The 21,484-nt window shown below is 35.0% G+C and carries 23 protein-coding genes and 1 other annotated feature; of the genes, 10 read left to right on the forward strand and 13 right to left on the reverse strand.

The window, feature by feature from the left end; genetic code table 11:
- Nucleotides 1-314: 314 nt before the first annotated feature.
- Complete coding sequence (locus BP18_RS11250; protein WP_007724572.1) at nucleotides 315-1,463, reverse strand: zinc-dependent alcohol dehydrogenase; 1,149 nt, start codon at nucleotides 1,461-1,463, stop codon at nucleotides 315-317.
- Nucleotides 1,464-1,602: 139 nt separating this feature from the next.
- Nucleotides 1,603-2,868: a tyrosine--tRNA ligase gene (tyrS, locus tag BP18_RS11255; RefSeq protein WP_007724573.1), complete on the reverse strand. Its 1,266-nt coding sequence runs from the start codon at nucleotides 2,866-2,868 to the stop codon at nucleotides 1,603-1,605.
- Between the two features lie 66 nt (nucleotides 2,869-2,934).
- Nucleotides 2,935-3,154: a binding site (T-box leader), on the reverse strand.
- Nucleotides 3,155-3,410: 256 nt separating this feature from the next.
- Between tyrS and BP18_RS11260 the strand changes: the two genes are divergently transcribed.
- Nucleotides 3,411-3,950 (forward strand): DUF488 domain-containing protein, encoded by a 540-nt coding sequence (locus BP18_RS11260; protein ID WP_007724576.1) that lies wholly within the window; start codon nucleotides 3,411-3,413, stop codon nucleotides 3,948-3,950.
- A 184-nt stretch (nucleotides 3,951-4,134) separates the two neighbouring features.
- Here BP18_RS11260 and BP18_RS11265 read toward each other — a convergent pair whose 3' ends face one another.
- The gene (locus BP18_RS11265) at nucleotides 4,135-5,028 is read right to left on the reverse strand and encodes a LysR family transcriptional regulator (RefSeq protein WP_007724578.1); all 894 of its coding nucleotides are present in this window, start codon (nucleotides 5,026-5,028) and stop codon (nucleotides 4,135-4,137) included.
- 367 nt (nucleotides 5,029-5,395) lie between these two features.
- Between BP18_RS11265 and BP18_RS11270 the strand changes: the two genes are divergently transcribed.
- Nucleotides 5,396-6,514, forward strand: coding sequence for a lactate oxidase (locus BP18_RS11270; protein WP_007724580.1), 1,119 nt, complete (start codon nucleotides 5,396-5,398; stop codon nucleotides 6,512-6,514).
- A 157-nt stretch (nucleotides 6,515-6,671) separates the two neighbouring features.
- Nucleotides 6,672-8,219, forward strand: a complete 1,548-nt coding sequence (locus tag BP18_RS11275) for an L-lactate permease (RefSeq protein WP_007724582.1) — start codon at nucleotides 6,672-6,674, stop codon at nucleotides 8,217-8,219.
- A gap of 600 nt (nucleotides 8,220-8,819) precedes the next feature.
- Here the strand turns inward: BP18_RS11275 and BP18_RS11280 are convergent.
- Nucleotides 8,820-9,176, reverse strand: a complete 357-nt coding sequence (locus BP18_RS11280) for an MmcQ/YjbR family DNA-binding protein (RefSeq protein WP_007724584.1) — start codon at nucleotides 9,174-9,176, stop codon at nucleotides 8,820-8,822.
- A gap of 211 nt (nucleotides 9,177-9,387) precedes the next feature.
- Nucleotides 9,388-9,918 carry a hypothetical protein gene (locus BP18_RS11285; protein WP_007724585.1) on the reverse strand — a complete coding sequence of 177 codons (531 nt, stop codon included), beginning with the start codon at nucleotides 9,916-9,918 and terminating at the stop codon, nucleotides 9,388-9,390.
- Between the two features lie 182 nt (nucleotides 9,919-10,100).
- On the opposite strand from BP18_RS11285, the gene BP18_RS11290 reads away from it, so the two are divergent.
- The 3 genes from BP18_RS11290 to BP18_RS11300 all read left to right on the forward strand — a co-directional run bounded on the left by BP18_RS11290 (nucleotide 10,101) and on the right by BP18_RS11300 (nucleotide 11,592).
- Nucleotides 10,101-10,298 (forward strand): hypothetical protein, encoded by a 198-nt coding sequence (locus BP18_RS11290; RefSeq protein WP_007724587.1) that lies wholly within the window; start codon nucleotides 10,101-10,103, stop codon nucleotides 10,296-10,298.
- Nucleotides 10,299-10,802: 504 nt separating this feature from the next.
- Nucleotides 10,803-11,270, forward strand: a complete 468-nt coding sequence (locus BP18_RS11295) for a hypothetical protein (protein WP_029277984.1) — start codon at nucleotides 10,803-10,805, stop codon at nucleotides 11,268-11,270.
- A 109-nt stretch (nucleotides 11,271-11,379) separates the two neighbouring features.
- A complete protein-coding gene (locus tag BP18_RS11300; RefSeq protein ID WP_035050638.1) occupies nucleotides 11,380-11,592 on the forward strand; it encodes a hypothetical protein in 213 nt (70 codons plus the stop codon).
- Nucleotides 11,593-11,682: 90 nt separating this feature from the next.
- Here BP18_RS11300 and BP18_RS11305 read toward each other — a convergent pair whose 3' ends face one another.
- The 3 genes from BP18_RS11305 to BP18_RS11315 all read right to left on the reverse strand — a co-directional run bounded on the left by BP18_RS11305 (nucleotide 11,683) and on the right by BP18_RS11315 (nucleotide 14,316).
- Nucleotides 11,683-12,762, reverse strand: a complete 1,080-nt coding sequence (locus BP18_RS11305) for an ISL3 family transposase (protein WP_197050127.1) — start codon at nucleotides 12,760-12,762, stop codon at nucleotides 11,683-11,685.
- Entirely contained in the window at nucleotides 12,698-12,982 is a 285-nt protein-coding gene (locus tag BP18_RS12745; RefSeq protein WP_197050110.1) for a hypothetical protein, read from the reverse strand. Before BP18_RS12745 ends, BP18_RS11305 begins: the two co-directional genes overlap by 65 nt.
- 374 nt (nucleotides 12,983-13,356) lie before the next feature.
- The gene (locus tag BP18_RS11315; RefSeq protein ID WP_035050157.1) at nucleotides 13,357-14,316 is read right to left on the reverse strand and encodes an IS30 family transposase; all 960 of its coding nucleotides are present in this window, start codon (nucleotides 14,314-14,316) and stop codon (nucleotides 13,357-13,359) included.
- A 159-nt stretch (nucleotides 14,317-14,475) separates the two neighbouring features.
- Between BP18_RS11315 and BP18_RS11320 the strand changes: the two genes are divergently transcribed.
- On the forward strand, nucleotides 14,476-14,655 hold the full coding sequence (locus BP18_RS11320) for a hypothetical protein (RefSeq protein ID WP_029277023.1): 180 nt from the start codon (nucleotides 14,476-14,478) through the stop codon (nucleotides 14,653-14,655).
- Between the two features lie 207 nt (nucleotides 14,656-14,862).
- Here BP18_RS11320 and BP18_RS11325 read toward each other — a convergent pair whose 3' ends face one another.
- From BP18_RS11325 to BP18_RS11335, 5 genes are all read right to left on the reverse strand, one after another.
- On the reverse strand, nucleotides 14,863-15,396 hold the full coding sequence (locus BP18_RS11325; RefSeq protein WP_029277025.1) for a YcxB family protein: 534 nt from the start codon (nucleotides 15,394-15,396) through the stop codon (nucleotides 14,863-14,865).
- A gap of 80 nt (nucleotides 15,397-15,476) precedes the next feature.
- Nucleotides 15,477-15,653 (reverse strand): ribosomal protein L7/L12, encoded by a 177-nt coding sequence (locus BP18_RS13040; RefSeq protein ID WP_081835462.1) that lies wholly within the window; start codon nucleotides 15,651-15,653, stop codon nucleotides 15,477-15,479.
- Nucleotides 15,614-15,763: a hypothetical protein gene (locus BP18_RS12635; protein WP_156097228.1), complete on the reverse strand. Its 150-nt coding sequence runs from the start codon at nucleotides 15,761-15,763 to the stop codon at nucleotides 15,614-15,616. The genes BP18_RS13040 and BP18_RS12635 overlap by 40 nt, the downstream gene beginning before the upstream one ends.
- A gap of 55 nt (nucleotides 15,764-15,818) precedes the next feature.
- A complete protein-coding gene (locus BP18_RS11330; RefSeq protein WP_231549467.1) occupies nucleotides 15,819-16,202 on the reverse strand; it encodes a GNAT family N-acetyltransferase in 384 nt (127 codons plus the stop codon).
- Between the two features lie 332 nt (nucleotides 16,203-16,534).
- Nucleotides 16,535-17,854: an IS1380 family transposase gene (locus BP18_RS11335; RefSeq protein ID WP_029277029.1), complete on the reverse strand. Its 1,320-nt coding sequence runs from the start codon at nucleotides 17,852-17,854 to the stop codon at nucleotides 16,535-16,537.
- Between the two features lie 263 nt (nucleotides 17,855-18,117).
- Here BP18_RS11335 and BP18_RS11340 point away from each other — a divergent pair, with 263 nt between their 5' ends.
- The 3 genes from BP18_RS11340 (at nucleotide 18,118) to BP18_RS11350 (ending at nucleotide 21,358) form a co-directional block, all read left to right on the forward strand.
- Nucleotides 18,118-18,636: an exonuclease/endonuclease/phosphatase family protein gene (locus BP18_RS11340; protein ID WP_029277031.1), complete on the forward strand. Its 519-nt coding sequence runs from the start codon at nucleotides 18,118-18,120 to the stop codon at nucleotides 18,634-18,636.
- Nucleotides 18,637-18,890: 254 nt separating this feature from the next.
- Nucleotides 18,891-20,183 (forward strand): GntP family permease, encoded by a 1,293-nt coding sequence (locus BP18_RS11345; RefSeq protein WP_029277033.1) that lies wholly within the window; start codon nucleotides 18,891-18,893, stop codon nucleotides 20,181-20,183.
- Between the two features lie 23 nt (nucleotides 20,184-20,206).
- Nucleotides 20,207-21,358 carry a glycerate kinase family protein gene (locus tag BP18_RS11350; protein ID WP_029277035.1) on the forward strand — a complete coding sequence of 384 codons (1,152 nt, stop codon included), beginning with the start codon at nucleotides 20,207-20,209 and terminating at the stop codon, nucleotides 21,356-21,358.
- Nucleotides 21,359-21,484: the final 126 nt, after the last annotated feature.

Below are 21,484 nucleotides of genomic sequence, written 5' to 3' on the forward strand. Positions count from 1 at the left end.
TCGACTCACTCAAAGTCGTTATCCATTTGAGTAGACGTAATGAGTCTTTATTCGAGCAACTCAAAACAAATTTCTATTTGAGTTTGCACAGTAAGTCATCATTCGACCAACTTGAAGTCAGTTTCTATTTGAGCAGACGCAATGAGTCTTAGTAGTTTTCAAATACGTCCTAGTTAAACGGAGACTTGTTTTAGTGCTCATTTAATCAATAAACCTAAACGAAAGCTCTTTTCACTTTGAATATGTAGGTAGAAGAGAGACAGAATATAAAATAAGAGGCCGGGGACAATTTAATTGTCCTCAGCCTCTTATTTTCATACCATACCTGGTTTTAAGATCACTTTGATATTTTGATCTGCTTTTTTATCAAAAATATCATAAGCTTTTGCTGCTTGTTCTAGCGGCATAGTATGAGTAATGATATCCGTAGGGTCAAAAATATTTTTTTCGATCATGTCATATAATTTTGGCATAAGATGAATAACAGGAGCTTGACCTGTTTTTAAAATAACGTTTCGGTTGAAGAAATCATTGATTGGGAAACTAGCAGAAGGCGTCATGTACACTCCAGTAACTTGGACCGTACCGAACTTCTTAACACTTTCAGAAGCTGTAACAAGCGGACTGATCGTTCCACTTTGTACGCTTAGAAGCGTCTTAGCTTTTTCTCTAGTAGGAGTCACTCCATCCATCCCAACGCAATCGATCACGACATCCGCTCCGCCGTTAGTTGTATCATAAAGGAATTTTCCAACTTCAGTAACATCTTTAAAATTCACCGTTTCAACATTATTGGTATTGCGTGCATGGTCTAAACGATGCTTCACATTATCGACTGCAATAACTCGTTTAGCCCCTTTCATTTTGGCAAATTTTTGAGCAAATAGCCCAACAGGACCAGATCCTAAGATGATGACCGTGTCGCCTTCTTTGACGCCGCTGCTTTCTACACTCCAGTAAGCAGTAGGGACGATATCGGATAAGAAAAGAACTTTTTCATCTGGCAAATCATTTTCCGGAACAACAAAAGAGGTGAAATCAGCAAAAGGAACACGTAAGAATTCTGCTTGGCCTCCAGGGTAATTCCCATGCATCTTACCAAAACCAAATAGTCCGCCGTTATCGAAAGCTGGATTTGGATTAGAATTGTCGCATTGACTTTCCATTTCGTGAGTACAGAAATGACATTCGCCACATCCAATATTAAATGGAATAACGACACGGTCGCCTTTTTTAACTTTTTTTACACCAGGACCGACTTCTTCAACAATTCCCATCGGTTCATGACCCACTACATAATCTTCTTCCATTACTGGCTTTCCGTTATGATACAAGTGTAAATCAGATCCGCAAATAGCTGTTGCTGTAATGCGGACAATCATATCAGTAGGTTCTTGAATCGTTGGATCTGGAACATTTCGGACTTCCATTTTTTCATTTCCTTGCCATGTTACTGCACGCATAAAATCGCTCCCTTAATTTGTATTTTATCAATCAAAGTTTAACATTGCGATTACAGATAGTAAATTAATAACGCTTACTTTTAAGGATAAAAAAACGTCTGATCCATTAAAATGCTAAAGGATCAGGCGCTTATTTCTTTTAAACTAATTTAACTAAGAAGTATTTTTTCTTCCCTTTGCGAATCAAGATAAAACGTTCATCAAAAGAGTTTTCAGGTGTCACAATGGCTTCAACATCTGTGACCTTTTCACCATTCATGGATAAAGCTCCATTTTTAATATCTTCACGAGCTTGGCGTCTAGAAGGTTCAATACCGACTACATCGACTAACCATTCTACGATATTTTTTTCTTCTTTTGGAGCTTCAAACGTAGGCATGTTTTTGAATCCTTCTTCGATTTGATCAGCCGTTAAACTTTTTACATCACCGGAAAAAAGAGCTGCAGTAATTTTTTCAGCATCTTTCAACGCTTGTTCGCCATGAACAAATAGCGTCATTTCGCTAGCTAATGTTTTTTGTGCTTCGCGTTTATGCGGCTCTGTTGCTATCTTTTCAGCTAAAGCATCGATTTCTTCTTTAGTTAAGAAAGTAAAGTACTTCAAGTATTTCACGACATCACGGTCGTCTTGATTTAACCAAAATTGGTAAAACTCATAAGGAGTGGTTTTTTCTGGATCTAACCAAATAGCACCACCTGCAGTTTTCCCAAATTTAGTTCCGTCTGCTTTTAACATTAACGGAATGGTCAGCCCATAAGCTTCAGCTTCAGAACCTTCTTGTTTACGGATATATTCTAAACCAGCTGTAATATTTCCCCATTGATCTGCGCCACCAATTTGTAATTGAACATCTTCATGTTGGTACAAGTGTAAGAAATCAATCGATTGTAAAATTTGATAAGTAAATTCAGTAAATGAGATACCTGTTTCTAAACGACTGGCAACGATGTCTTTTGACAACATAGTGTTGACGTTAAAACTTTTCCCAATATTACGTAAGAAATCAAGTAAAGAGATTTCTTTTGTCCAATCCAAATTGTTCACCATACGAATAGAGTTTTCATTTTTACCTGCATCAAATAGTTTTTCCATTTGATGTGTTAATTTATCGACATTATTTTGAACTTGTTCGCTCGTTTGTAAAACACGTTCTTCAGATTTACCACTAGGGTCACCAATTGAACCCGTCGCGCCACCAATGACGATAACGGGGCGGTGTCCAGCTAATTGAAATCTTTTCAGAATCATAAAAGGAATCAAGTGGCCAATATGCATACTATCGCCAGTTGGGTCAACCCCACAGTATAGACCTACAGCTTTTTGGTCAATCAATTTTTTTAAACCTACTTCATCTGTTTGTTGATTAATGGCATCGCGCCATTCTAGTTCATCAATAATATTCATTTTTCTAGCTCCTTATATCTGTATTTTTGTGCATAAAAAAAGCCCAATAAAAAGAAGTTATCTTTTTATCGGGACGAAAATTTCCGTGTTACCACCCAAATTGCAGTCTGTTTTCAACACAAAACAAGCCTGCCACTCATTTACTGTTAACGTTAGTAATACGCTTGAGGTTAGTCAAGTTACTCCGGAGTGTACTTCGCAAAAAAGGTTTGTGCCTATTTTCATCAACCATAGGCTTTCTATTGAACAGGGACCAAATGCTACTAAGCTCTTTCATTGTAAGTTTGTTATGAGATTGTTATTAGTATAGATGAAGTGAAGACAATTTGTCAATCTTGTTTTTAAGGGAATAATACTAGTACTATAAGTGGAAGAGTTGAAATGAAAGACGAAAAAATTGACTCACTTGATGTTAACGATGACAATGGACTGCTACAAGAGATGATATCTAGTCATTAAAATAGGAGTTAGGTATCGTTTTTTTGATTTACACGTTAGTTGTCTGTATAATTTTGATAAGTAAAGGGAAGGTAGGATTTTGAATGGATATTTACACAATAGGTCATTCTACTCATAGTAGTGAGGAGTTTATTTCTTTGCTTCAATCATATGATGTAGAAACTTTAGTTGATGTACGTTCTTACCCTGGTAGTAACCATATGCCTCAATTTAATAAAGAAAACATAGAAAAATGGTTGCCTGAAAGCGGTATTAGTTATATTCATATGCCTTCATTGGGTGGTAGAAGAAAGAAAAATCACGAAATAGACGAATCATTAGTGAACGGATGGAGAAATACGTCTTTTCAGAATTATGCAGCCTACAGTCTAACGAATGAATATGAAAAGGCAATCAGTGATTTACTAGACCTTGAAAGTAAAAAACGAGTTTGTTACATGTGCTCTGAAAGTGTTCCTTGGAGATGCCACCGCTTGATTATTTCAAATACTTTGTCATTAAAAGGATTAACTGTTCACCATATCATGACAGAGAAAAAAGCTACTTTACATGAAATAGGTATGTATGGTGCTAAAGCGGTTATCGAAGGATCCAAACTTATTTATCCTGATTCATGTTCATAAATCAAAAAGACGCTATTCATCACAGGCATATAGGCCATGATGAATAGCGTTTTTTTATCAGTAATTAATTATATCAAATTTCTTGTACAGAATTAAGAAGGTACACTATATCTTACTGCTATGAAAATAATTTTGTTCACTTGTGCCAAAATCAAGTGAAAACTTTTGTTACATAAATTTAAATTCAACGAGTATTAAAGGTCTCAGCGATTTCAATCATTGCCTCATTGAATTCTTTTTGAAAATATGTGGTTTTACTGTGATCCTTATTCACGATGAGGCTAATGTAAAAGTGAGGTGCATTTTCAATGGGAACTCTGACCAGTCGTGGGCGATCGTCTATTAGAATATCGCTCATAAAAGCAACCATGTTAGTGGAAGAAGCAATGGACAATGCCGTTTGAATTTCCTTAGTATAAAGAGTCTGTGGCTGTTTAATTTGGTTGTTTTTAGTCCATTCTTCAAAAATACGTTGGTGTGTATAACCTTGCGCTAAGGAGATAAACAGCTCATCTTGAAGTTCCGCTGCCATGATGATGCTTTTTTTGGCTAATGGATTGTCAGGGGATACCCAAAGAGCTAACTCTTCTGTTCGCAAAGGAATTTGTAATAAATTTTCTGCTGAAAAAGTAGGACAATCGCTCCCAATAATGGCCAATGGAACTTGACCTTTGCATACCAAATCCAGCATAACATCAGAACTTTCTTCTTCAATGAGTTTCATAGAGGCTGAAAATTTTGTCAAATGTGGCATCAGTTGTGCCATGAAATGGCCGCCAATGGTTGGTAAGAAGCCAAAATAAACGATTTGATTTTTCAAATCATGAATTTCTTCTTTAACTTGTTCTACTGTTTGTAAAATATGAGTTGAATGCTTAAATAATATTTCACCAGTTTCTGTCAAACGTAAATGTTTGTGAAGTCTTTTTCTATCTATCAATACAGTTTCGAGTTCCTTTTCAAGGCGTTTTAAAGCCATCGAAATGGAAGGCTGGGAGACGTAAAAATGTTCTGCTGTTGCAGTAAAGTTCAAGTTTTCAGCCAAATAATTAAAGTAAACTAAATCTTGTAAATTCATAGGGTCCTCCTGTTGGTTTTGTGAATTTAATAACATAAACGAAACGTATACTAAACTAATTTTGCATAAATATTATTTATCATATCATAAAAAAACAATATTTTCTAAGTGTGGAAGAACATGATAAAGTAACACAAGTGGTGAAGCGCTTCCAAAATAATGGTGAAAGGTGTGACATTTTTAAAGTGATTAACAGGTTGAAAATTATTCAAGATTGATGTCCAAATCGCTATGTCTGAATTACTTTTTGTGAGACGGATTATAGTTGTAATTGTAGCTCCGTTGACTGTACTGAGTGCTCAATGGCTATTTTAAATTTAGAAATAAACTATTAAATTCATTATATAAAAAGGATGGTTGGAAATTTATGGTAAATGAACAAACGATTAAATACGAAGCACCAACAGTAGAGCAAGAAATTGAAGTAATCAGCACTTATCGGCTTGAAGACAGAGCTCGTGAAGTCGTTCCACATGGTGGATTTGATTATATGTCAGGTGCTTCAGGAGATGAATTTACATTAAAACAAAATAATGAAGCTTGGTCACACAAAGGAATTTTGCCTCGTGTATTAGCTGATGTAGAAAATCCGGACACATCGACTTCTATTTTAGAACATGACATTAAAGTCCCTTTTATTATGGCTCCTATTGCAGCTCATGGGTTAGCTCATGAAACAAAAGAAGCAGGAACAGCTAAAGGAATCGCTGAATTTGGCGGCACGATTATGTCTATCAGTGCTTATTCAGGAGCTACGTTTGAAGAAATTGAAGATGGCTTGAAAGGCAGTCCTCGTTGGTTCCAAATTTATATGAGTAAAGATGATGAAATGAATAAAAATATTCTTGATGAAGCAAAATCTGATGGTGCGACAGCAATCATCTTAACAGCGGATTCAACATTAAGTGGTAATCGTGAGAAAGATATGCTGAATAAATTTGTTTACCCATTTGGTATGCCAATTGTCTCTCGTTACTTAACCGGATCAGGGAAGAATATGTCTTTGAACAACATCTATGCTCAGTCAAAACAAAAAATCACCCCAAGAGATGTGAAGTTTATTTCAGATTACTCTGGCTTGCCAGTGTTTGTTAAAGGAATTCAAACTCCTGAAGATGCTTCATTAGCGATTGGTGCAGGAGCAGCTGGTATTTGGGTATCCAATCATGGTGGACGTCAATTAGATGGTGCACCTGGATCATTTGATACTTTGGAAAGTATTTCTAAAGTTGTAGCTGGCCGTGTTCCAATCGTATTTGACAGTGGTATTCGTCGTGGAGAACACATCTTCAAAGCTTTAGCAAGCGGTGCAGATATCGTGGCTGTGGGTCGTCCAGTATTATACGGGTTAGCTTTAGGCGGATGGAAAGGTGTTAAATCTGTCTTAGAATACTTCGAAACAGACTTGAAACGTGTTATGCAATTAGCTGGAACTCAAACAATCGAAGACGTTAAAAATGCTCGTTTGTTTGATATGAAAAAATAAATTTATGTGAATTTGAGGGAGCGGTGCCGACTAAACGGCATCGCTACATATTAAGTGGAGCAGAGGATTTATGAAAGATGAAAAAAATGCACTTATACAAAAGAATCAAGCTCTGAAACTCACTTAATAAAAAACGGATAATGGAAGGAAAAAAATTATGATATTACAGACATTACTTGCAGTACTGCCTATTGCATGGCTAATTATCTCACTTGGCGTATTAAAGATGCCAGGTACAAAAGCTTGCTTGATTGGACTGCTTCTTACACTTGGAATCAGCATCGTTGGTTTTGATTTCCCAATTATTGATGCTTTTACAGCAACATTAGAAGGCGTTATTAATGGCATTTGGCCAATCGTTTATATTATTGTAGCCGCTTTATTTACGTATAATTTAGCTACTTATTCTGGAAGTATGAAAATTATCAACCAATTGTTGACAGGAGTCTCCAAAGATATGCGAGTATTAGTTTTACTGATTGCTTGGGGATTTGGTGGTTTTTTGGAATCAATTGCTGGATTTGGTACGGCAGTTGCAATCCCGGCTGGAATTCTAGCTTCATTAGGTGTAAGCCCAGTTATGGCAGCTGTTATTTGTTTGATTGCGAATACTACCCCAACTGCATTTGGAGCAATAGGATTGCCTGTAACCTCATTAGCTCAAGCAGGAGGGCTGGAGGTTATGCAAACATCTTATATAGTCTCATTGCAGTTGTTATTGCTTATTCTAATTGTTCCCTTTATTTTAGTTATGCTAACAGGTGAAAGTATAAAATCATTAAAAGGCGTTACTCTGATCACCTTATTATCAGGGCTTGCATTTGGTTTGCCTCAGGTTTTTGTGGCTCGCTACATTGGACCTGAGTTGCCGGCTGTTATTGGTTCTTTAGTTTGTATTTTGGTCACAGTCTTGGCGGCCCGTTTTGTAAAAACACCAGAAGACTCTCCTTACTTGATTAAAGATAATGATCACGTAGGAAAGTCATCAGTTACCTTCTCGGTAGCTTTTAAAGCTTGTCTGCCTTATGTTTTTGTTTTTCTATTTATCATTTTATCTTCATCTTTATTCCCAGCTATCAGTGGTACATTGGGAAAAGTACAGTCTTCATTTGTAATCTATTCTGGAGAAGGTGCAAAACCTTATATGATCAAGTGGTTGACTACTCCAGGGACATTGATTATCTTAGCTACTTATTTAGGTGGATTGATTCAAGGAGTTTCCTTTGGCAAAATTACAGATATTTTGTGGAGTACGATCAAGCAGCTTAAAAATACCGCTGTGACTGTAAGCGCGATTGTAGCCCTATCTAAATTAATGGGATATAGTGGCATGATCAGTGTACTATCAACCTCACTTGTTACTTTTACGGGACCTTTATTCCCATTGATATCTCCTCTAATTGGAGCCGTTGGTACATTTATTACGGGTAGTGATACAAATGCGAATATTCTCTTTGGAGCACTGCAAGTTAATGCTGCTCAATCGTTAGGTGCAAATGAATACTGGTTAGCTTCAGCTAATATGGCGGGAGCAACAGCCGGTAAGATGATATCTCCTCAAAGTATAGCTGTAGCAACTGCAGCTACAGGTTTGATTGGACAAGAAGGTGCAATCACTAAAAAAGTATTTAAATACTTTGCCTTGTATTTAGGTGTAATTTGTTTAATTGTATTCTTTTTAGGGAAACTGTTAGGTATGATTTAATTCTAAATCAAGTAATACGTTTATAAAAGGCTATTAAAATTGAGCTGTTGTGCATTTTAGGAATGCACAACAGCTCGATTTTTTTGTTTACTCAATATATGATGATGTAAACAATAGTAACCAGGCTAAAGATAGTTGAACTCTGAAAGCCAAATAACAGGTGATCTGACATTTGATAACTTTCATGAGTACAGTCGCTATTCATCACAGTTATATATGTCCTGAAGAATAGTATGTTTTATCAATGACTAATTATCTCTGATTTCATAGTCTCAGTCGCTTATATATTTTATGTAGTAAACGTTTTACATATCATTATGACGGCATTGTTGTTAAAATAACGATGTACTCTTTAACTAATAATTACTAATTACCAGGAGGAGATAAAATGTTATTCTTACTTTTAGCTGTTATTGGTCTCATTATCGTTGGTTGGGGTTGGTCTAAAATGGATGGTATTGCTGATTATTGGATTGATCAAGGTAAAAAAAACACTAAAAAATAATGAAATGCCTATCATATAGAGTTAGGGAATTTAACGATTACTTTTTTAATTACAGAATTTAGTTTTTAACGTAAATTCCCTATTAAATTTAATAGTCATTTTGTTAGTTCATGACTTATGTCAATCAAATTATATATTTCTTCATTCGAAGCGGTTCCATTTAAAATAACAGTTAACCAGTGTTCCTTATTCATATGGTATGCATGGGAAAACCCTTCTTTTGAAGACAAAGGAACGACTAGCTCAGGTTCACATTTTATGTTTAATATGTCAATAATTTCATCACCGTCTAAACCAATTTTATTTTTAGGAACACTCATGATAAGTGCATACCATTTTTTATTGTGTTTATGCCGTAGCACTTCATAACTTGGATACTTAGTCCATAAATGCTCTGAAATAGTTTTATAGTTCTCTTCTGCGTATTTTAAAATATCTGAACGAGTAGCCATATTATTGCCTCCCACAAATTTAATTACATAATATATCACAGTTTATCAAAAGGACAAAGCAGTCAATAAAGTTTAAAGTGAGCAGATGATTCATTTAAGAAGTATAAGAATTTCACTATAGATATACGACTTTATGTACCAAATATTAAATTCATTAGGTTAATGATAGGAAGTAGGAAATGATAAAAATAATTGGGGGAAAATTGTTTAATTAATCTGCTAACGACAATCCTATAATGTCAACATCTTGAAATTTATGTAAGAGTTTTAATTCTTTGTCAACTGTATCGTATTCATACAAATCACAAGGTGATTGCCAATTTACATTTAATTTTACTAAAACAAAATAATTTTCAACAACTTTGAATATTTGGAATTCCAAAATATCGTGTTCTATTTTTTCTGCTGATTGAAAGATTCCTGTAATTATTTCATCATTCTTAACAATAGTACCTGCAGAATCTTCAAGAGCAATGTTATTTATCTTATTAAGAACCTTATTATTAGAAATATAAGATGAAAAACTATCTGAATCGGCATTGTATAATTTGAAATCGTCACTTATAAATGTGTCTATTTCTTCGCTATTCCAATTTGAAGAAATCGATACATACTCTATTTTCCCAGTGGTTTCATTTCGTGTGATTAAATTTATTAATGGGCTATTAGATATTTTATAGGAGCTTAATAAAATCATAACTATAACTATTATGGACAAAATAAATTTAATTTCTTTTTTCATAATTGCCTAGCTCCTTGTGTGTATGGTTATCCTTTATTTTATATTATAACGTAGAAAATAATTGTATGTATATGGCGTCATTTAAACCTTAATAAAAAGATAACAATAATTATATGAATTCATATAAAATTAAAAGGTATACTTCTTTTAGTAATAAAAACTAAAAGAAGGTAGGAGATAAAATGGGTTTTTGGTATTTTCTAATACTCTTTGTAGGGATTGCTCTTATTGTAGTAGGTATGCTGAATAAGGATGTTTCACGTTCAGTTAAAGTCGTAAGCATGATGTTTAGTATAGGTGTTTTATTTATTGTCATTTCGTTAATTATGTTTTTACCAGGTAGCTCTGAAATAGTCGCGCAATTACTACAACTAAATTAAAAAATAAAGAAAAAGATAGGAACTTAGATTCTTCAAAGTAAGTTTCTATCTTTTGTAACGTGTAAAAGCAAACCAAGTTAGGACCTCTTTTACGTTAATATTAACTGAGTAAACTATCCAATGCTGAATAGTTGTCTTTTAAATTTCCTTGGTCTTTCAGAAAAGAGTTTGCTAACTTTACAAAGTATCCCAATCGATATCCTCCAATGCAAAAAACTCATTTTCTTGTTTACGCTGGTGAATCGCATACCAGTATTTTTTATTGATAATTATTTACTGAAAACCTTTAACTATTTTGTTAAATTCTAAATCAGATATCTAGAAATTTATAATAATTACATTTTTTTATTTGGAATTTTTTGAGATGTAAACCAGTGGTTGCTAATTGTAAACGAATAGGTGCGGTACTTTTTAGGTTGAATTTGGGATAATCAGAGTACTAACTTAAGGAAGGAAGTCTTAAAATTAATTTTTTTATTATTAATTTAAATAGGAGAGAATTCAATGAATTACTTTACAGAAGAAAAACATGATCTTGAAGGCTATATGGATAATTTAAGGACTTTAACTAAAGTACTAGATATAGATACTCATAGTTTTTTATTAAACAACTCTTTTCATGATAGTCGTATAAGCGAAATTATATTGGTAAATAATTATAATCCAGAAGCACCAGATGAGTCTCAAGAAAGTATAGTATCTATTTCATCTGTAGCAAAGCATTGGGATAATAATATATATCAATTGTTATGGACAGATGTGACAATCTATTCTATTGATTTTGATATTTCAAGAAATAGACTATTTGAAAGTCAAAAAATTTTGTTTAACCATGGTTTAGATGAGTGGTCACATGACGAACTAACATTGCTAGATAGTGGTCGTTTAAGACACGAAATTTATTTATTTTCACAAACAACAATTATTATTGAGTGCGGTAATTTTTCTATCAAACGCATGGAGCTATTTTAAATTACATTTAGAAATTAAGCAAAAGTCAATAAATATAGAGTCATATATGAAAAAACTTATCTAAGTGTATTCAATACCTCCTCTACATAAAACTGAAAGGAAATTATTCATGAAAAATCACAAAAAAATTTTAGGCTATATTTTAATTTTAGGAGCTGTATTAATACTAGTTCGTTTACCTAATATGGTTTATCCTATACCGGATGATGATGGAATGGATATTTATCTTTATATATTGGAAGCGATTTTAAATATAGCGAGGTATGTTGTTCTTTCCATCTTCTCTTTTGTTTTAGGAACAAATCTTGCATTTAAGAATTAAAGGCTCTATGTCAAATAGTGTTGGTGAGTAAACTATCCAATTAAATAAAAGTTAAGGTGAAGGTTTTAAGAAGATGATTTCTTAAAGCCTTCATTTTTTATTTTTTGTAGTACAAGACAGCAGGATGCGATTACGAAAACTCGTGAAACTTCTGAAACCAAAAGCAATGCGTTTAATGACTTTAATTTTATTATTAATCCCTTCAAGCGGACCATTTGAATAAGCGTAGACAAATGTATTTTTTATAGCTGGAGCATATTTCTTTAATGTTTTAACACTCGTTTTCATGTAAGAAGAGAGATGAATCGATGGTTCATTTAGACTAGCTATAAAAGAGTCGAAATCATTCTGATGAATAGCATAGAGTAAATCTTGATAAAAACGGTACGTATCACGTAACATTGGATCCAACGAAATGAGGTAATCAATGACTTCCGTTTCAGATTTATAGCCTTTAAATAGACGATGATAGGCATAGCTTGTGTAGTTTAGTTTATCAGAGTCTTTTAATAGCAGTTTCCAATACTTTTTTAGTTTTCGATTGTTTTTCTTATCTTCAGGTTTGGATGTGTTGTACTGATTCATCACTTTTATCCGTGTCTTATTTAACGAGCGACTAACTAATTGCACTAAATGAAACCGATCAATGATAATCTTAGCTTTTGGAAATAACGTGTGAATCAATGAAAAATAAGGTGTATTCATATCAATGACGATTGTTTTGACTTGGCTGCGAACCGTTAATGAATAGCGTTGGAAATGTTCTTTTAAGCAAGTTAGTCTCCGACTAGGCAAGATACCAATGATCGAATGGTCCTTTGAATCAGCGTAAATAAAGCTTAAATTTCCTACGACAGATTTGACGGATTTAAATTCATCAAAAGAAAGGTGTTCAGGTAAAGCGTTAAAATTGATTTGGAAACTTTTAGCGAATTGTTCAATAATACGCGTAACGGTAACAGGTGACACGAAGTGTCTATTCGCTAAATCCTTCATAGAGATTTTATCTTGCGCTTCTACAGCAATGGATTGTTTAACGGCATTTACAATAAAACAAGACCGGTCAACTTCTTTGGTTTCTGCGCTAAAGGTCGTTTGACAGTTTTTACAATAGAAACGCTGTTTCTTTAATGCTAAATAAGTAGGGTAATGGGTTGTGGGTTGTGCTATTGAGCGTCAATCGAGAGGTTTTAAAGCCATATTTAATAATCGAATAGGCGTTGTTTTCCATCCCACAATTCGCACAATGGGTAGGATGATAGGTTAATGTACCATAGAAAACTTTTGATTGTTTTCCTTTAATCCGTTTTTCAGAACAATTATTTTTTCCAAAAGTGATATTTTTATCTTTAATATCTAAAGCAAATCGTATAGAATGAGATTGAGACAAGTGAAAATCCTCCCTTTGAATGTGGTGTCGTAACTTTATTCTAACGGAGATTTTCGCTTGTTTCTATTTTTTTGTCATTTTATACAAAAATAGTGCTGGCGATTTTTAGTCACCAACACTAAATATTATAGAACCGAATTAAATAGAAAATTTTCATTTGTTAATCGAGATAAAAGGAGACTATTTATGTACTTAATTTCTGGAACTTTATTTTTTATAACATCATTTTTTATTTTTATAGGTAACTATGTGTTAAGTGATATGTATTATGGCGAGATGAATGGTTTCATTTCAATAATTGCTTTTATTTCTTTTCTTATGGGTATTGTTTTTTATTATGCTCACAATTCTCAAATTAATAACAATTTCGTTTGTCAAATTAAGTTAGACAGTTCCCACTCATTAATGTAATTTAAAAATACTTCTAACGGTGTCAGATACTGTAAAGATTTTCTTGGGATCTGATTTCTTACTGAAGCGACTGCAGAGACAAAAGATTGATCAACTTGGTTAAAATCCATTTCTTTCGGTAAACCGTCTTTTCGAAGCAGTCCATTAGAATGCTCGTTTAAAGCTCGCTGGGATGGAGTTCCTGGATCAGCAAAGTAAATAGCAACATCATTTAGATTACTAATGGTTTTCCAGTTGGAAAACTCTTTTCCACAATCAAACGTAATGGATTTGAAGAGATTTCTTGGAATACATTGGAACCAGTTGTTTATAGCTTCTTCAACATCTTGTGCTTTACGCCCATTGGGCTTCAAAGTAATAATGGCTTTTGAAATCCGTTCAACCAATGTGATTACAGCACTTTTATGATGAATGCCAACAATAGTGTCTCCTTCTAGATGACCAAACTCGTCTTCAAATTGAGGATAATCCGTTAATCTTTCAGATATATTTCTTTTGAAAGCTTGTTTCCCTCGTTTTTCTTTATGACCGTTTGGTTTACGTTTTCCTTTCATAGGAAGAGTTGTTTGATCAAAGAGCCCTTGTTTGAACTGTCGGTACAAGGTGCGTGAGGAACAAGCGATGAACCTTTCTGCACGACCAATAATCACATCTGGAGTCCATCCTTGAGCAACCATCTTTTGAATATATTCTTGTTGGTCATTGGGTAAGGTAATAGGATGTCTACCGCAGCGCTTCTTATTTTCTTTGTATTGTTTAAAGTAATCAAGAGCCGTGTAACCTTTCCTTAGGAAAGTAACTACGTTATGAATCGTCTGACGTGAACGGCCAATGTAGGTGGCAATTTTCAAAACAGAAATTTTTTGATGGAAATAAGCTTCTATCATTACAAGTTCTTCAGTGGTAAGATGGGTGTAGGTCATTCGTGATCACTCCTATGTTTTCTTTGGTCGGAAATACATTTTGAGTGTACCACGAATGGCTTTTTTATTTGTCTAGCTTAATTTTACAATCGGCGCAAATAAAAAATCAGGTTATTTCAGTAAGATAAAATCACTATTAATAACAGGGAGATATGGGATATGGAAAATTTTTGGCCTTTTATATTAAGTCTATTACCTATTTTAGGAGCTTTAGCTGTTGTTAGATATGATATTGATAAATTAGAAAAGCGATTGGGGAAAAAAATAAATGATTTAGAAAAAGAAGTTAAGCGATTAAATAACTTAGGTAATGGGAAAATAGATAACAATGATAAATAAACTAGTAGAAAGAACAAAAAGGAACTGGGAAAATAGAAAATGGTTTATTTATGGAGCAACTATCTCGTTTGTGGTTGAAGAAATATGGAGAATACTGAAATGAAAAAATCAGGCGCTAAGATAAAAAAGAAATAAAGTATTAAAAGCTTTATTTCTTTTTTATCTTACCTATATGTACGCCCATACTATTAAACAGTTTCTTTCTATTTATTGGCGCATAGACGACGGATGATGTTTGTATATCTCTTCAAGGAACGTATTGATTTTATTTTGATTTCCCAATACTCTTTTAGGAATTATGTAAGCTGAGATGGAGGAATTGTAAATATAGATGTACTCACCCGTTTCTTCTACTTTGTTTACGTCACTCCAAGGCGTCTTCGTCTCACTAGCCGTGCTGGTTTCAATTATCGCTTCATCTGTTAAAAAGAGTTTTCTTTTCTGTAATAAATTTTTATTATTTCCTTCTTTAAGCATTTTTTTAATATTTCTTCCCATTTCCCAATTGAAATAATTTGGATAAAAAACTAGCCAAATTACACTCATAATACTAAATACAGTTATCCAATACCACATAGATATTTCTGAAAACTTTACAAGTGCAAGTGTAGCTATTAAGAAAACAAAGGGACCTAGTGTCCTTTGTAAGATTAAACTTCTTTTTACTGAAACGGACGAGTTAGCGTGCTCAATATTAAAATTCACATAATCTTCTTCCAATAATTCAAATTCGATTTCCATCTAGCATCTCCCTAATATGAACAAATTTAAAAATTAATGTTAACCAATAAAGCTAGGTGACAAAAACAGTTCTAAAAAAGTTATTCGCTTAAATGATCAATAAATTGTTTCGCTTCAAGTAGTCCGGCTCCGGTGGCGGATCTATACTCTTTAATAGCCTTAATTTTATTTCCTTCTGAGATGAGTTCTAAAAGAGTTGATTTTAGATCATCATTTATTAAGCCAGGTAAGCCAACGTGTGTAGCGACACTATCCAGTTTTTTTTCATCTGATAAAGTTCCGCTTTTAACTGACTAATACTTAAAGTAAGAGACAGTAATAATAGAAATGCTCCTGCCAGAAGTAAGAAAATAACGATAAAATTCATTTTTCCATTTCCTTATAAGTAGTCGTATTGCCAAAAGTTTGTCATTAATTAGAGCTTAAAGGGGATAAAGAGCAGAATTAATTCTAGCCATTAAATATTCATTAGCATATTTCCCGTTTCTTATTGCTGCTAGTCGTTTAAGCCCTTCTTTTTCAAATCCAAATCTTTCATACAAATGTATAGCGTGTTCGTTGTCTTCAAATACAGTGAGTTCAAGCCTAACAAGCATTAACCAGTTGTCTGCTACATCGATAACTGCATCTAATAAAGCCGTGCCCACCCCTTGGTTTTGGTAATCTTTATGAATCATTATGCCAATGCTTCCGCTATGACGAGTACGATGGTTGCCATGTACAGATAACCCTGCAGTTCCTATGATTATTTCTTCTTTATTTTTAAGCGTTGAAATAGCAACAAACTGATGTTGATTAGCGTCCATATTAATAACAAAATCTTCGTTCTGTTGTATTCCTCCTCAAAAGTGTAATCTAATATAAAATTATTGCTATTTAATAATGTTATTATACAGTTTATTCGCTTGCAAAAGCAGGTTAATGAATCATATAATTCCTGAATAATTCATAGATCTAATTTTTTTGGGAAAATAACGTTTATACATCGATTTGAGTTGAATTTTCTTTTTTCAACCGGTTTGTACTTGCGAAAACAGATTTCCTTTTGTTTTTTTAACGAAGATAGGGAATCTGGAGCTGTTTTTGGGCGCACGAATCCCTTGGTGATTCCATGTCTTTTTAAAAGCTGATTGCTATTTTACACTTGCCAACTGAGTTGCTGGATTTTGTCCAGTAACTGATAAAACAAGTCTTGATAGACATGGGAGGAGCTCATCCGTAAAAGCAATCTACGGCCACTGCGGACTAATTTACCCGCGACCTTGAACAGGCGGAGCCGCAATGTGTCGACTTGGAATGTCGCTTCCTTTTCAGGTAGACATATGGTCTTCATGAAGTTGACCAGGTTGTAAGCCAACAGGCTTACCATCATCCGTGCATGATTTTCCAAGAAGCTTGAGCTATCCGTCTTGTCGAAATAGAACCCATTTTTTGCTTCCTTGATGAAGTTCTCCATGGTGCCGCGTTTATGGTAAATCTGGAAGATGGTTTTCGCGGATAGTTCCTCGTGAAAATTAGTGACCACGTACTCGTGACTGAACACCAGCTGATTCGATTCCCGAGTCGATTTGATACAGATTCGACGTTTTTGGGACCAGCTATTGGCTTGATAGAACGCGGAATAGTAGTGGACTTCCCTTTCCTCCCAGGGATGGTCGTCCCCAACCAGGACAAAGGTTTCCGCTAGTTTTTCCACGACTTTATTTGATTTCAGGCGGATGACATAGAAACTTTCGTTGGATTCACACGTATCATAGACCTCGGGCGTCGCAAAGCCGCTGTCTCCCCGGACCAAAATATCAGTGCAGGGAAGGACTTGACGGTAATGTATGAGCATCGGTGCCAGAAAATCTTTTACACCTTTTGACGTATACACATTTCCAGAACGAAGTTCTGCTTTCAGAAAGTCTCCCGTAAGGCCATCGAAGGCTACCAACGGATGATAGCCCTGTGTGCCGTAATGGGCATTGTACTCAGTCTTTTCTTGATTCCCGAACGTATCCGAATGTGTGGAATCTAAATCGATGATCATTTGGGTATTGTTCCGTTCCATGCGGACCTTGTCCAGCATGGCTTGGTTCAGTTCCTGGAACTGTGCAATGTTCTCCTCGCTGATCCGGTCCCAGAAGCGGGATAGCGAGGCCTGGGAGGCGATGGCTTCCTTATCCAAAACCAACCGAAAAATGGGATCTTCCTTCAAGAGATTGGCGGATGAATCTGCGGAATATCCGGCAATCAACTGGAAGAGCAGCTGTTCGAGCAGGGAGATGTTGTCATGAGTCCAATAAATACGGTCCTCATTGAAGTGGAGGAATTGCTTCGCGAACGAATAAAATCCAAGCGAATTCATGAATTCCTTCACCAAGATGAGACCGGCATCTGACGAAAGATTACCACCGGTGTTTGACACCACCATTTTAGAGTTGAATTTTACGTGTTTTTCCTGTAATGTAGCCATTGAGAGAACCCCTTTCTTGGTTTAGTTTAGACACTTTAACCATAGCAGATTGGGGTTCTTTTTGTACACCCAAAGGGTGCGGTAAAAGAAAAGAAGAACCGTGCGTTAATAAGCTTTTAATAGAGTTTCAGAAATTCTATGAATTATTCAGGTAATTGAATAAATTTATAGTTTTTATTAAAAACCCAAAAATACTAGTAAGTATGAAAGATTAGCTACAAGACCTTTATTTTGTGAATGGATAAACAAAGGAGCAGAAGTTTATGAAAAAAAAGTCGTTTTATTTCTTTTTTATTTTAACAGGTTTAATCTTGGTCTTTTTGGTGCGTAATCCACTTTGTACTGTGAAATCTATAGATTATAAGGCGGAAGGTCCTTTTAATGAACAAACAAAGGTCATAGCTGTTCCACAACATGCACTATACGACTATGTAGAAGTTAGTAAAGAAATAGTATACACTTCAGACTATGCGGCTAATCAATCCAGTCAAGGGACTAAGTTTCCCACGGAAGAGGGTTTTCATTGGACTGAAGATGATGGAACTCATTTAACTGCGAGAAGTACAGATCATTCTTTTGGCCGTGTTGATCCGTTGGGTGGAATAGTGGTGAACGTTCCCAATAGAACGGATCATTTTAGACTAAAAGTAAAAGAAGGATGGGAAGTAACAAAAACAGCTGTATATGCATACTCAGAAAGTAGTGGCAGTAAAAAGTTCCTTTACTACATCTATCCATCGACATTATATAATCGGGAATTTACATCCGTAATAGTGAATTAAGAATCTTAATATGACGAGTTGAATACTAGTGAAAATATGGAAAACTGCATCTCTTAGTTAAAGTTAGTTGTAGGTGCTATTACAGACTTGCAACTAACTTTTTTAGTATGCATAAGTAAATACAAGACAACAGATAGTTGTTTGAAATTTGTTGTTCATTTGCACAATTAATTTTGTTAAATTGACAATGGCTTTTTCTTGTAATGAAAAATATAATGTAAGCGCACACAGATGAAGTTGGGAGATGTTTAAAGATGTTAGATAGTGCGATTCCATGGTTTGCAGCAATTATTGGATTGATCGTTGCAATTGTACTGATATTGAAAAAATTCAATCCAGTGTATTCTTTATTTTTTGGAGCCATCGTTGGTTGCTTAGTAGGTGGAGCTTCCTTAGTAGATACTATTGATATTCTAATCAGTGGTACACAAAGCGTTATTGGAACTGCTATTCGCGTTCTTGCTGCAGGAATGCTTGCAGGTGTAATGATGGAATCTGGAGCAGCAGAATCCATTGCGAACGCGATTGTAACGAAACTTGGAGATAAGAAAGCCATCTTATCATTGGCTCTTTCGACAATGATCATAACGGCTGTAGGAGTATTTATTCCGGTAGCAGTCCTAATTGTTGCTCCAATTGCATTATCCGTTGGAAAACAAACAGGAATTAGTAAAATTGCATTATTAACAGCTTTATCAGGTGGAGGGAAAGCAGGAAATATTATTTCGCCTAATCCAAATACGATTGCAGCAGCTGATGGTTTTGGCTTAAATTTGAGCAGTGTGATGTTAGCAGGTTTTATTCCAGCTTTGTTCGGACTTGCAACAGCTGTTATTGTAGCGAATTTAATTAAAAATAAAGGTGAAATGGTAAGAGATAGGGATATCCTTAAGAAAGAAGTAAAAGAATTAATGCCATTGGGAAAGGCGCTGATTGCGCCGATGCTTTCAATTGTTCTTTTATTGGTTAACCCAATTGGGACCCTATTAAAAATAGAGGTCCTCACAAATTTAAAAATTGATGCATTATATATTCTACCTTTTGCTTCAATCATAGGAACGCTCGCAATGGGACATGCGAATAAAATTAGTGAATACGCTTCTTCAGGAATTAGACGAGTCACAGATACGGTACTTATTTTGATAGGAGCCGGTGCAATTGCAGGATTGATATCTGCTTCTGATTTATCTGTTCAAGTTGTAAAATTAATTCATACAATAGGTATTTCTGGCACATTCTTAGCACCAATCTCAGGTATCTTGATGGGATTAGCTGTAGGATCAACGTCTACTGCTGTTATATTGGCTACTGGATCATTTGGACAAGCCATTCTAGATACAGGAACTTCTTCTTTAGCAGCATCTGTAATGGTTCATACAGGAGCAACCGTTATTGATAGTGTTCCACAAGGGAATTATTTCCATATTAGTGCAAATAGTATGAACATGACGATAAAAGAAAGATTGAAGGTTATTCCCTACGAGATGTGTGTAGGTGGGTCAATGACTGTAGTTGCAACTATTTTATATGGATTTATTCTGAACTAATTAATGGAAAAGAGGCAAATATAATGGTAAAAAGATTTGTTGTTGCACCAGATTCGTTTAAGGAAAGTATGAGTGCAAAAGAAGCCTGTGAAGCAATGGCTAGAGGGATCAGAAAAGTATTCAAGGATGCAGAAATCAGTCTTGTTCCAATGGCTGATGGAGGCGAAGGAACGGTTGATTCGTTAGTAGATGCAACAGAAGGAAGACGAATCAATGTTGAAGTGTCCGGTCCGATTCCTGAAGAAAAAGTAACGGCCTATTTTGGTGTTTTAGGTGACAATAAAACAGCAGTCATTGAAATGGCAAAAGCAAATGGGATTGAATTGTTGCCAAAAGAGCGTCGAAACCCATTGATTACTTCTACATATGGCACAGGAGAATTGATCAAAGCGGCTCTGGATCACGGTGTAGAAAAAATTATTATCGGAATTGGCGGTAGCGTAACGAATGATGGTGGAGCTGGAATGGCCGAAGCATTGGGTGTGAAGTTTTTAGACGAAAATGGACAATCGCTTCCTCAAGGAGGAGGAGCTTTAAATCAATTAGTATCAATCGATACTGCTGAATTAGATCCTCGAATAAAAGAAATCGAAATTGAAGTTGCCAGTGATGTTACAAATCCATTGACTGGAGAGCATGGGGCTGCTCATGTATTTGGTCCTCAAAAGGGAGCTACACCAGAAATGGTGCAACAATTAGACTCTAATTTAAAACATTATGCGCACATTATTCAAAAAGATGTAAAAAAATCTATTGAACATCTACCTGGAGCTGGGGCAGCAGGTGGACTAGGCGCTGGTTTACTAGCTTTTACAAATGCAACACTAAGACCTGGAATTGACATTGTTATTGAGATCAATCAACTAGAGGAACAAATTGCTGAAGCTGATTTTATTTTTACTGGCGAAGGTGGCATGGATTTTCAAACTAAGTTCGGAAAAGCGCCATATGGGGTCGCAAAAGTTGCAAAACACTATCAAAAACCCGTCTTTGCTTGTGCTGGTTACATTGGAAAAGATGTTGGTGTGCTATATGACGAAGGGATGACGGCTATTTTTGGGATTCTTTCAAAGGCCGAATCGATTGACGAAGCTTTGAAAAGTGGTGCATTAAATCTAGAACGAACCTGTGAAAACATTGCTCGAATCTTATCCTTAACCAATGAACAGAAATAAGCCTCATCTATTTTAGGAGATATACTTGATATTTTAAGTTTATAAGAAGATACTTTAACTTAGAAGCTAAGAAAAAACAGTTTAGGATGTATCATTCTAAACTGTTTTTTGTATAGAAAAGGTGGC

This window comes from Carnobacterium jeotgali MS3 (assembly GCF_000745125.1).
In the GTDB taxonomy this organism is placed as follows: domain Bacteria; phylum Bacillota; class Bacilli; order Lactobacillales; family Carnobacteriaceae; genus Carnobacterium_B; species Carnobacterium_B jeotgali.

Coding starts and splice junctions, on each gene's coding strand:
- BP18_RS11250 (WP_007724572.1), bottom strand. CDS start 1,463: ATGCGTGCAGTAACATGGCAAGGAAATGAAAAAATGGAAGTCCGAAAT.
- tyrS (WP_007724573.1), bottom strand. CDS start 2,868: ATGAATATTATTGATGAACTAGAATGGCGCGATGCCATTAATCAACAA.
- BP18_RS11260 (WP_007724576.1), top strand. CDS start 3,411: ATGGATATTTACACAATAGGTCATTCTACTCATAGTAGTGAGGAGTTT.
- BP18_RS11265 (WP_007724578.1), bottom strand. CDS start 5,028: ATGAATTTACAAGATTTAGTTTACTTTAATTATTTGGCTGAAAACTTG.
- BP18_RS11270 (WP_007724580.1), top strand. CDS start 5,396: ATGGTAAATGAACAAACGATTAAATACGAAGCACCAACAGTAGAGCAA.
- BP18_RS11275 (WP_007724582.1), top strand. CDS start 6,672: ATGATATTACAGACATTACTTGCAGTACTGCCTATTGCATGGCTAATT.
- BP18_RS11280 (WP_007724584.1), bottom strand. CDS start 9,176: ATGGCTACTCGTTCAGATATTTTAAAATACGCAGAAGAGAACTATAAA.
- BP18_RS11285 (WP_007724585.1), bottom strand. CDS start 9,918: ATGAAAAAAGAAATTAAATTTATTTTGTCCATAATAGTTATAGTTATG.
- BP18_RS11290 (WP_007724587.1), top strand. CDS start 10,101: ATGGGTTTTTGGTATTTTCTAATACTCTTTGTAGGGATTGCTCTTATT.
- BP18_RS11295 (WP_029277984.1), top strand. CDS start 10,803: ATGAATTACTTTACAGAAGAAAAACATGATCTTGAAGGCTATATGGAT.
- BP18_RS11300 (WP_035050638.1), top strand. CDS start 11,380: ATGAAAAATCACAAAAAAATTTTAGGCTATATTTTAATTTTAGGAGCT.
- BP18_RS11315 (WP_035050157.1), bottom strand. CDS start 14,316: ATGACCTACACCCATCTTACCACTGAAGAACTTGTAATGATAGAAGCT.
- BP18_RS11320 (WP_029277023.1), top strand. CDS start 14,476: ATGGAAAATTTTTGGCCTTTTATATTAAGTCTATTACCTATTTTAGGA.
- BP18_RS11325 (WP_029277025.1), bottom strand. CDS start 15,396: ATGGAAATCGAATTTGAATTATTGGAAGAAGATTATGTGAATTTTAAT.
- BP18_RS12635 (WP_156097228.1), bottom strand. CDS start 15,763: ATGAATTTTATCGTTATTTTCTTACTTCTGGCAGGAGCATTTCTATTA.
- BP18_RS11330 (WP_231549467.1), bottom strand. CDS start 16,202: ATGGACGCTAATCAACATCAGTTTGTTGCTATTTCAACGCTTAAAAAT.
- BP18_RS11335 (WP_029277029.1), bottom strand. CDS start 17,854: ATGGCTACATTACAGGAAAAACACGTAAAATTCAACTCTAAAATGGTG.
- BP18_RS11340 (WP_029277031.1), top strand. CDS start 18,118: ATGAAAAAAAAGTCGTTTTATTTCTTTTTTATTTTAACAGGTTTAATC.
- BP18_RS11345 (WP_029277033.1), top strand. CDS start 18,891: ATGTTAGATAGTGCGATTCCATGGTTTGCAGCAATTATTGGATTGATC.
- BP18_RS11350 (WP_029277035.1), top strand. CDS start 20,207: ATGGTAAAAAGATTTGTTGTTGCACCAGATTCGTTTAAGGAAAGTATG.